Genomic DNA, 1635 nt, shown 5'->3' with positions numbered 1-1635 from the left:
GCAGTCTACCACCCACTTTTTTGGAATAGCGGTTGGTAGCTTGATGTTGAGCTTATCGGTTAGTTGCGCTAGCAATCGGGCTCGCCACACTTTGGCCAGGTTAAAGGCGTTGAACAGGTATTTACCCTTGTTCTTTTTCCACTGTTTTTTGTGCTTATTAAAGCTGCCTGCCGGAATGATGAAGTGAATGTGCGGGTGCAAGTCACGCCTTCGATTATGGGTATGCAACACGCCAGTAAATCCAACCTCACCACCGAGTTGCTTTGAATTTTTAGCAAAGTCTTTTAGCACGCTGGCGGCCACCGAGAACATGGCTTGATACATCAACTCGGGTTGATGTTTAGCCGTGACTCGCAACTCATAAGGTAAGGTGAACGTCACCATGTAATATTCTACGGGCAGGAGTTTAGCTTGCTGTTTGTTGAGCCAGTCTGTCGTGGTGTTGTGCTGGCATTGCGGGCAACTGCGATGACCACATGATAATGGAAAGTCTGCAGTATGCGTGCAGCTGCGGCATGCCCACTGGCTGGTTCGCTCAGTGTTGGTGCGACAACTGAGCATGGCAAAAATGGCGTGACGCATGGATGATGTCATGTGACCATCATAAGCCTGATTAAAAGCATCAAGGTGGTCGCGTAAAAGTTCAATGAACTTCATAGTCCACACTCCCATTTGAGCACCAAATTATCAGTCAGTTGGTTAACGGACAGAGCAGTATTTTTGCGAGTGATAGTGGTGAGACGGGTATATCGGGCAGTGGTATTCAGGCTGTTGTGACCGAGCAGGCTTTGCACTGAGCGCAAATCTAACCCTTGTTCTAACAAATGAGTGGCGTAGCTGTGGCGTAAATTATGTGGGCTAATGGATTTGTGAATATTACACTCCCGAATAACCCGCTTGAGTGCTTTTTGAATACCGCCTTTATCTATCTTTGAGTCTGGCTGGCCATCTTTACCAGGAAAAATCAGCTGTGGGTGGCGATGGGTTTGCCAGTAATATCGCAGCGCTAACAGGGTACGTTGTGGTAGCGGAACTAATCTGTCCTTACCGCCTTTAGCGTTACGAATGTGCACCTGCATCATCTGTGAATCGATATCACCAACCTGCAGTGAAATGGCCTCGCCGAGGCGTAATCCCATACTGTATAAGGCTAGAAAGCACACTTGATATCGCAGCTTATGAGTAAGACTAATAACGATAGAAACTTCTGCGGGCGTAAGAATGTCGGGCAGTCTATGGACTTGTGGCGGCTTAACAATATTAAGCCACTCCCAGTGTTGATTAAGTACATGTCGATAGAAAAACTGTAGCCCATTACGGTCGAGTTTTACGGTGCTCCATGAATGTGAATCAATCAAACTGGCAAAGTAGCGCTTCAAATCATCCGTTGAAAGGTTATCAGGGCAAGCGTCGAAATAAGCACTAATGCGCCTAACGGCGCGGCTGTAGGCATCGATGGTCGCAGGCCGCTTGCCTTGCAGCGTTAAGTTGGTAAGATGTTGTTCATAAAGAAAATCAAAGCGTTGTTGCTCGTGAGTGTTCATAGTGATACTCCTAGATAAATGCCAAGGTAGGCAGGGTCTAGTAAGTATTTAAGATGGGAGAATAAAGGTGAGCTTTTATCTTTTCTGCCGC

Annotated in this window: 2 protein-coding genes; both read right to left on the bottom strand. The window is 46.9% G+C overall.

Features of this window, described 5'->3' with window-relative positions; all coding sequences use genetic code 11:
* On the bottom strand, positions 1–657 hold a 657-nt coding region (locus NE535_RS18605; protein ID WP_261300039.1), incomplete at its 3' end, for an IS91 family transposase.
* Positions 654–1544 carry a tyrosine-type recombinase/integrase gene (locus NE535_RS18600; protein ID WP_261300038.1) on the bottom strand — a complete coding sequence of 297 codons (891 nt, stop codon included), beginning with the start codon at positions 1542–1544 and terminating at the stop codon, positions 654–656. The genes NE535_RS18600 and NE535_RS18605, both read right to left, overlap by 4 nt.
* Positions 1545–1635: the final 91 nt, after the last annotated feature.

The sequence above is a fragment of the Shewanella holmiensis genome (assembly GCF_025370255.1).
In the GTDB taxonomy this organism is placed as follows: domain Bacteria; phylum Pseudomonadota; class Gammaproteobacteria; order Enterobacterales; family Shewanellaceae; genus Shewanella; species Shewanella holmiensis.
Note: the sequence above shows the minus strand (reverse complement) of the source record. Positions and strands in the feature narration are given on the sequence as shown.

Coding starts and splice junctions, on each gene's coding strand:
- NE535_RS18600 (WP_261300038.1), bottom strand. CDS start 1,544: ATGAACACTCACGAGCAACAACGCTTTGATTTTCTTTATGAACAACAT.